General features: G+C 50.0%; 3 protein-coding genes. 1 reads left to right on the forward strand and 2 read right to left on the reverse strand.

Going from position 1 to position 9,719, the window contains the following annotated elements; genetic code table 11:
- Positions 1-128: 128 nt before the first annotated feature.
- Positions 129-2,843 carry an Ig-like domain-containing protein gene (locus VM802_RS30315; protein ID WP_325537940.1) on the forward strand — a complete coding sequence of 905 codons (2,715 nt, stop codon included), beginning with the start codon at positions 129-131 and terminating at the stop codon, positions 2,841-2,843.
- A gap of 191 nt (positions 2,844-3,034) precedes the next feature.
- Here VM802_RS30315 and VM802_RS30320 read toward each other — a convergent pair whose 3' ends face one another.
- Together VM802_RS30320 and VM802_RS30325 are read right to left on the reverse strand one after the other, a co-directional pair.
- On the reverse strand, positions 3,035-9,457 hold the full coding sequence (locus tag VM802_RS30320; protein WP_325537942.1) for a hypothetical protein: 6,423 nt from the start codon (positions 9,455-9,457) through the stop codon (positions 3,035-3,037).
- A gap of 62 nt (positions 9,458-9,519) precedes the next feature.
- A partial coding sequence (locus tag VM802_RS30325) for a hypothetical protein (protein WP_325537944.1) occupies positions 9,520-9,719 on the reverse strand: 200 nt, incomplete at its 5' end.

The following is a 9,719-nucleotide window of genomic DNA, read 5'->3' on the forward strand; positions in this document are numbered from 1 at the left end:
GTAATCAAACGCGATTGTACCCAATCACTATCCTTGGATATCCTACAAGCAATTTAATGGTTTTTCCCTCAGACCCCGGCTTTAAGTAATGATAGACTATGATATAACCTCATCCTCAACCCTGAACTATGTCTGACACAAGATCTACACATATGGGTCTATACTGCCTGTTCTTATTTTTTTTATCTCTGATGTCGTTCCCCGCTATGGCCCAGACAGTACCCTGTGAGGCCGCCACTACACAAAATACAGCCACCAGCGGGATTTGTATAGGCTGTTATGTAGACAATGCGGCGTTGGCAGTTGATAATAATCAGGCAACTTCTTCTACGTTGCATGTTATTGTGGGATTATTGGGTGGCTATACCCAGCAACAACTGAGTTTTCCCTCGCTCAGTAAACCTGGCGACAGTGTCCGGATCTACCTGACTACCCAAGTTAACCTACTGGACCTTTCCGTGTTGGGTAATATTGAAGTAGCTACTTATAACGGCAATACTTACAATGGAGACCGTCAGCCTGTTAACAACGGCCTGCTGCAGCTCCGACTCCTCACAAGTCAGCAGCTGTTATTGTCCTGGGCTCCTGCACAGCCCTTTAATAAGGTGGAACTGCGGTTAAACTCCGGATTGCTGCAACTCCTCAATGCTATCAGTATCGGCTATGCATACCGGGTAGTGCCTCAGCCAACTGCTGTAACACCTTCGGTGAGCATATGCAGGGGACAAAGTGCTTCTCTGGCGGTCACCGGCCCTGCAGGAGTTACTTATGAATGGTATAAACAGGCTGATGTTGGTACTTCGTTCTTTAGCGGTCCTAACTACAGTACAGGTCCTGTATATGGAGACAGCAGCTATTATGTGCAAGCTAGCCGCAGTGGTTGCCTTAACCCACAAAGAACAAAAATCCAGGTGACTGCCCGGGTGCTACCGTCGCCACCAGAAGTATTAGTACCGGTTGATAGCGTTTGTAAGGGTGAGCAGGCTACCTTTATTGCGACCAAAACAACAGCTATCAGCCATCGTTGGTATAATCAGCCAGGCGGAGGAACATCACTTGCAACAACAGACGTTTTTACTACTACACCTTTAAATGCCGCTGCCCGATTCTATGTGGAAGCGTTTGATACAACCCGGTGCGTGAGTAACTCCCGTACCCCTGTTACAGCAGCTCTTCTTCCACCGGGTCCGGGTATTTCCAGAGGCGCATCCAAAACATTAGGGGGTACCGGTGGCGATGAGTTCATTATTATCCTCAACACCATAGATAACGGGTTTCTGGCTGCCGGGACTACTGCTTCCAATGATGGGGACATAGCCGGTCAGAATCATGGATTAACAGATCTGTGGCTTGTAAAACTGGACTCCGTCAATAACAAAAAATGGAGTAAGGCCATCGGTACTTCCGGCAGGGACAGCCTGACGGGAGCCACTGGCACAAAGGACGGGAAATATATTGTATGCGGTAATTATAATATCGGTACACCTGCCGCCGCAGGGCAGATCATAGGCGTAGACAATATGGGTAATGTGTTATGGACTAAAGCAACCTCCCTGTTCAATCAGTTTGCAGGCAGTTCACCGGACGGGAATAATATCGTTGTTGTAGCTACCACAACGAACTCACTGCAACTGAAGGTATTGAACAGTGCGGGTACAATACTGAAATCGGCGAGTTACTCGGGTAATTATTCCGACGACCAGGTCGGGTTCGTCCCCACGTCAGATAATAAGCTGTTGATAGTTGGGAGTACTTACTCAGGAGCTGTGTACGGGAAAGATATTTTCATGGCTAGTATAGATAGTAACCTGAATCGGGAGTGGGAAAAAGTTTTTTTGAGTGAAAGGGATGATATAGGCGCGAGCATTGGCCGTACGGGCGATTATTTTAACGTTACCAGCGTAACCAGGCCTGATACGGTAACAGGAGCAACTGCAAAGATTATGCAACTGACGTCCAATGGTGTCCTTCAATTTTTGAAAGTATTCGGTCCGTTTATTCCCATTCCCCGGTCTGCACGCTATCCCGGACCTACTGATCCTTTGGCACAAACATTCCACTCAAAGGATGAGCTCCTCAGGTATCAACTCGTTATGGCCCAGTATTCACGCATGAAATCCACTAATCCTTCCGAACGAACAGCTAGGAGTACATTGGAAAAATCGGGTAAGTACGGCACGTTTTTACCCCTTTTACATGAGAGTAAAGTAGACACAACGATCTTAGCGCGCGATTTCGATGAGCAGCCAGCGCGTAGCTTGTCATTTGCTATGAAAGCACCGAAAGACTCAAACAATGCGGTGTTATACTTGCTCAAACTGGATAGTACCGGTGAAATTATTGCGTTAGTGAAAGATACCATGAATGTCTTTAATCCTATGGGAAGCACAGCTACCCGGGATGGAGGAGCCTTAATAGTCGGTCCTTCCATCGCTGACACCGCTAAAGCAATCGTGGCAAAAATAGACCCGCCCTCCTGCTTGCCCGCTACAGTGCCGGTATTTCCTGCAGCATCCATAATTGCCCAACAGGATTTGTTCCCCGCTTACAGGGAAAGCGCAGCTGCTGTGGATCAAAAAGAAGAACAGGCTTCGCTGCAGGTATTTCCTAATCCATTCTCCCACACACTTAACTGCCGTTATTTCGTGAAGAAGAAGGGAAAGGTAATCTTACGACTGGTGAGCATGAACAAAGGACAAAGTTTTCTACTGAGAGAGGAGGTAGCCTTACCAGGTGTATATACTATACAGGTGAATACCAGTCCGTATCCGAGTGGCAGTTACCTCTTACAATTTGAGCAGGAGCAGGAAAAGCAAACGTCAAAAGTTATTAAGGTTAATTAGCGCAACGTGTTAAGTGAGTTGATGGACAGCTGGATCGCTAAGGGTCATGGCAGCGATGACTGGACTATCATTGGTAAACTATAATGTTGATGATTTTTTTGATGATGTTGATGAACGGAACAGATAATTGTCTGGACTGTTACCCGCTCCGCCCTTCGCTCATCAACATCATCAAAGAATTATCACCAGTATCATTGATGCAGTTGTGTTATACTGCTTAGTAATAAATATAATGGCACCTGCAATACTGGTCTTGTGCTGTCATCCGAGAATACTGTAAGGTTCAGATTGAACTGAGCCTGGTCAGGTTCCGGCATATGTGTATCCTTCCACTTCTTCATGGCGGTTGCTATCATGGTGGCTACTGCCAGCCCTTTATCAGCCATACTCACCTCTGTTGATGCCAGCAGTAATACAGGCAGGTCTATCGTAAATGAAGTGCCTGGTCTGGTATACTGGTAGCTGCAATGTAATTTGATCAGTATATCCGTTAACGTTACGCCGTCGGTCAGGGCGATGAACAGCTGGGTCATATTTTCCAGCAGCGTTCTTGACTGAGGCGCCGGGAACACGTTGCTGTTGATAGTGGCGATGTCTACCTCGCGGTTGCAATTGAGCAATGGCACGAGCTTGTCGAAGAACCGCACCCACGGCGTCTGGTAAATGAACCGTGTATTGGTAGGCTGCCAGCCGCCCTCACCATTCTGAAGCAGATACTGATTGCGTATAATACTTGCACCTGCCCAGCTGTTCTGTTCATGCAGGATGTCAAGCGGCTGCATCAGTACTTCTCTGTTTGGATCTTTGTTTCTGTCGGCGTACGGGAGGTATTCATCTTTCTCATTTTTATATGTCCAGGTGTTCGGTTGGCCCGTTACTGGCTCAGCTGTGTAATTGCTGATGTTTACCGATGGCACCATTGGCAGGCTGTTGCCACTGTCTGGTGTAACCGTGATGCTGAGGTTTTTGGTTGTTTGTTCTTCGTTTTCAGTAATCACATATGACAGCGTATACGGCGACAGCGGAAGCGTGAGCGGGCCGTGGCTGAGCAGCTGTTTGGTGCGCGGGTGAATCTGGTTCCAGGTACTCCACGCTGTTGCTGCAACCGTAACTACACTGATGAATGCTGTTACGGCATTCTTCGCGGCCTGCGCATTGGGTGTGTTGTTTGCTACGTCGTCAGCGGTGAGGGTCAGCAGGTGGCTGTTGAAATCCTGTAACATGGCGGGATACACCGACATGAACTGCGACAGTGCCTGATCGAGTGTGGGCGTTTCATCCAGGGCGCGTGACAGGAAACTACCGCTGGATGCCGGGATGTTGAACTGCACTTGTGTGTGTACCGTATCCTGTGCGGCTGACTGGTTCTGGTATACATAGCTGTAATCCCATGTCCTGGTTTCAGCGATAGTTACGGTGTCGGTACCGCTATTGACAGGATATACGAGTCCCTGGCTCAGGATGGATGGCGGTGTTGGATAGGCGCGCAATGGAACGGGGATGTCGATGTTGCCTATCTGCCCCATGCTGTTATCCAGTGGGATGACGAAGGTGAGCCAGGACGAAGCCATGTAGCCATCGATACCATTAACAGGTTGTATCTGGTATTCCAGGTGGCTCACGGCGTAACGCATATCTGTGAAGCTGAAGCTGCGGCTGGCCGGAAGATCTTTCGATTCAAACATATAAGTAAGCCAGGACTGCCCGGTACCTAATGGTACTTTAGCGTTGGACAGAGAATAGGAAGTATTCGGCGGCGTACCCGGCGGCAGGGAAGGATCTGTACCTTTCATGCTACCGTATAACGAAGGTACATAGGGTGGTTCCGGCGGCTGGTTATTGCTGCCTGTCCAGCCGGAGCTGATGGTAGCTGGTGTCTGCACGGCTGTTGTATAGCGGTAGGCGTTAGAGAGCAGTTGCAGGATCACCTGTTTCCATTTGTCCTGTGCATTGCCGACATTGGATTTAGGCGTTTGTCCAGGGTCGATGATATAGTCGATTGTACCTTCAATTGCATTGGCGAGATTTTCTTTTTCTTTCAGGAGTGATGCCAATGATGTGCCGTTATCGAGCAGGAAGGCGGGCACGGCATAGGCAGGGCTGAGGAAATTGTCTACCGCCGTCAGGAACTGCAATCCCCAGTTGTCGAGATCTATACTACTGAAATGCTGTGTCACTGCTGCTCCTGCCGGGTATGGCTGTCCGCTTGCATACGGATAGTTGTTGCTGGCGAACGACAGCAGATTGTTGGCCAAAGGCACGGGTGCAAAGAAATATACTTCTGCGTTGCTGAAGCTGAAGTTGATTCCGCTCTTTCCGTTGCTGTCGAGCCTTACCATCCAGATGGATGGTGTTTTATCTTCACTTTCCGTTGGTGTACCAGTTGCCAGTTTCAGTGTAATGCCAGCTGTGGGCTGGTTTTTGAAGGCTGATTCAAACTGTTGCGCAAATGGTGTGAGTGATAGCGTTTCGTCTGTACCGCTGCCACAAGGTGTGCTTTTTGATAACGGCGGAACGGATGTTAACGCGCTGGTGATGCCGGGTGTATTGGTAAACGACGGATCGATATGTGAAGTACGTAGTATTGTTATTGTGAGTGTCAACGGCAGGATGTCGGCGTAGCTGGCAATGGTTGCCGTATCCACCTGGCTGCTGGTGGTATATACAATGCTGTTGCTGTCGGTGGCTGTAGCGTTTACAATGCTCTTCAGGTAGGTGATCACCGGGGTGATGAAGCCGGTGTTCAATGCGGTTATATCCAGGCTGCGGATGGTGCCTTCCGGCGCGACGGAGGTACCATCGATGGAGGAGCGGAAGCTCATGTTCACATCGGTGCATACAACCAGCTGATAGTAGAGGCGCATGTACGTTTCGAGATCTATCGCAGCGTTGTTCTGGCTCTTGCTGCCACTGTATTTGGTTTTATCGAAGCAGAAGCTGAGCTGTATCTCCGGTTTGCCTGCATTTGCTGCGAACTGATAGTAAGCAGATACGGCAGGCCATTGTGATACGCCGATGAGCGGATCTGTGTACAGCGATGCGATGGATAACGTCAATGGCTGTACGTTGCTCATGGGAACATTACCAAACATATCCTGCCAGTTCAGTTGCATTTGTACGCTGGCGCCGATACCGGCGTATGGATTGGGATAAGCGGGATCTGTATTGGACGGCTGCACATATTTGTAGTAGGGAATCACTGCAGCATAATTCCAGTAATCGGTGTTCACATCCAGGATTTCGCCTGCGCGGAGTTTGTATACCTGTTCTTCGTCCAGCGTATCGGCGGGGCCGGCGGGCAGCAGGTTTTTGAAGGCTGTCACGCCTGGCAAGGTGGTACCCAGCAGGTTGAACTGGTTTTGCAGGTATACCTGGTTGTCGGCGGCTGTTGGCGGCTGCTGGGAAGGATTGTATTCTCCCGGATTATTGCGCACTACGGTATAACCGACGGCGCCAACCGGTATGGTGGCTACGCGGGTGGTGATGCTGGCAGCCTGCGCATATACGCTGGTCGTAGCAGTGTCTACCTGGTCGCCGGTAACAACACTGTTCACAAAAGGTTGTATGAGCAGGTCTGTGTAAGTGACCACCAATGTGAGGCTTGCCACGCCGTCTTTATTGAACAGGTAAGGAGGAATGCCATCACCACCGGCGTTGCGGTAGTAGAGATAGAATCCGCCTGATCTTACGATGCTGTTTTCCCATAGTAATTGCAGGAATATACCTGGTTTATTCAGCGTATTGTATTTATTGCTGACGCTGTCTTTCAGGAAGCTGGTAGCGCTGAACGGATTGGTTTCTGTGCTCAGGTTTGCCTGTACAATGGCTGTCTGTAAAGCACCGTTGGCGGCGGAGATGTTACCGCCGGTGGAATCTGTTGTCGGGTCGGGTTCGTACAGTACCTGTATTTGTGCGATGAAGCTGTCGTCACCTTTGCGGGTGGTGTTCAGGTAGATGATCAGTTGTTGTAATAATACGACGCCGCTGTCGTCTGCACCGGTGAGGTTGTACATGTTAGCAGCGAGTGGTGTGTCTGGTGCGGAACCTGCAGTGATCTTCTGTATGGTAATGGGTACGGTGGTTGCCCATGCAAGATGGCTGATGCTTCCTTTCTCGCTGCCGTCGCCGGAAGGCTTGATGGTCAGGAGAGAGAAAGGGATGGATGTACCGGCCTGCAGTGCAAAGAGATCGACGAGGTTCTGGGGCAGCTGCCAGAGCACAGGATTTCCGCTAACGCCCTGGAAGTAATCGCCGGGATATTGCCACAGTGCCGGACTGTTCAATGTGAATGCCTGCGGTGTATCGCGGTAGTTCACCATAGCGGCCGGCGAGCCGGATTGCAGGGTGGGTGACAATACAACGCTGCGCATATCATTGATGCGTGTTATTTCATCGTTGTTGATGGTGATGTTGAGCGAACCGGCATTATTGGGATTGAAAGAGATCCAGGTGTCGGCAGTATTTTTAGTGATGCTGATGCTGAAAGAATCGCCTGTTTTGAGCGCAGCCGGCAGTGGGAACTGCTGACCTGTAAGCTGGTACAGTGGCGTTATTGCGCCAGTTGCGGCATCCGGTGGCGCAGGTATTCTCAGACCATATAACAGGAACCGTGACGCCATGCTGCCTGTCTGTGTTACGTTTGCTTCTGTCACCACTGCGTTCACGATACTGGCAGCATCGAGGCTTATTTTATTGTTGGCCTTCATGTAATCCAGTGCATGTTGCAGGAATGCTTTTGCTACCAATGCAATGAAATCTGTGAAGATAAATGTGGGCATACTCAGATCCGGCTGCTGCTGGTAGTCGGGGTCCGTTACCTGCGTACAGGCGTTACCGTAGTAGTCGGTAGTGAGCTTATTTTCCGCATCCATACTGAGTGCGCGCAGGATGGATGAAACGGCGCTGATATATCCGCTGGCGCCGGTCATGCTTTGTGTGGCGAAGTTCACCTGCGTGCCTTTGGTACTGTTGTAGTCTGTCTGCATCAGTAGTGGCGGCAGAGCAGGGAAGATGGCGGCTTGCAGTTCCTGCTGGGTGGCAGGGTCGGTGGCCGTGATCTGCACGCTGAAGAATGTTTTCAGGAATGACACAACATCGCGTCCGGATGTATTGCTGTAGTTGAACGGGGCCACATTATCCGGCCTGGTGTTGAAATAGCACAACAACGCTTCCAGCTGATCTGTGCTGATCTGCTGGGTCTGCAACCAACTCAGCGGAACACTTGGGCGGCCATTGCTGACGAGCGCGCTGAGGCACCAGTATAACACGCCGGTAGTGAGGGCGGTGAGGCCGTTTACGGTATTAGCGATATTGGCTGATGCGGTGTCGATATAGAATATCATGTTGTACTGTGGGCCAGGTGTGGCACCATCTCCGGAGACAGTCAGTTGCGGTATCACGTACAGATCCAGCAGGTAGGTGGTGCCTGTATCCGGTGAAACGGGCTGCCAGTTTAACGTTACAGCCAGGTCTGCTGCAATGCTGCGATAGGACGGGAAGTTACCGCCGGAGATACAACCGTTCCAGCCGGCGTCCTGCGGGTGATTGCTGCCAATTACAAACCTTGCCCTGACGGTAGCGCTGAAGCTGAGGTTGATGTGTATTTTGAATAGTCCGAGGTTGATGGTGATCCTTAGAGAAACAGATACACCGGCTACAAAGGAGATGGGTATCTCCATATAACTTTCAATGGTAATGCTTACATAGGCATAGGCCATGATATCCAGCCGTGCTGATATGATGGAGAAATTCACTTCGCCATAGATATGGCCCACCAGTCCGAAAGTACCTTGCAGCTTGTAATACCGGTCGTCTCTTGCACCGCTTAATCCCGGTGTTGCATGGAAGATGGCGATTACACCCTGGAAAATACCTACGGCCGTGAGATATAGCCCGGCTTTGAGGATGCCTTCATCAATGGTTTTACCTACACCCAGCTGCAGGCCAAGCCCGAAGGCTATCACGGGGTTGAATACGCCGCAGGTGGTCTTTGGAATATTGGTAGCAGTGGCGCCACTCAGCCATCCGAAATAAAAACCGCCGGAACCGGTGAATGGAAATACCTGTACCGTGAAGGAGCGGGAGAAGTCGGTAATGCTGGCGGGGAAGCCGAAGTCGAGATAGAAGTTACCGTTGGTGTAGATCTTGATCCCGATGTTGGGGAGTGTGATGGATACTTCTCCGAATTCGAGATGCCTGAATACATCTGGTAGTTGCAGGTCTATCTGGTAAACGCCGATGTTGTCGTTTACCTTTTTATAAAGTATTTCGAAATAGAGATTGGCGAAATAAGCGGCTGTGGGATCGATGCTGATCAGCAGGCCGTACAGTTCAGGATCATTGAAGATCAGGGCCATTTTGTAAAACTTCGCCACGGTGAAGTCTGCCCCAAAGAGCCAGTGACTGTTCTGATCAAAGTATAAGGAACCTTGTTTGTTGGGTTTGATTGGTACGCTGTTAGGTTGACCATTTGTATCTGAGAATGATTTCTTCATGGTGTCGATCGCGCCCTGTATGTTGCTGATGTCGCCCGGATTGGTAAAGGCTACATGCTGCCCCATGCCGAGGAAGCGAAGATCGAAGAACTGGCTGCCCAGGCCAGGTACAGCAGGCATGTTACGTACGTCGCTGCCTTTGTCTGCCAGTGCTTTGGTTTCCGGATTGCTACTGCTGATGGTTATTCCCAGGAATTTGCCTTCAAAGCCAGGAATACGCCGTTCTGGTCTTTTGTGAGCGTGATCGCGGAGATCTGCAGGAAGCCGAGATCAATGTTGCTTTTATAAACCACTTTCAGGCTGCTCTGTGATGGATCACTGATGTTCCTGATATATACAAATGACAGTCCGTTGAGATTAATGCTGTTGAGTACATTCCACG

This window comes from Chitinophaga sp. (genome assembly GCF_035538455.1).
In the GTDB taxonomy this organism is placed as follows: Bacteria; Bacteroidota; Bacteroidia; order Chitinophagales; family Chitinophagaceae; genus Chitinophaga.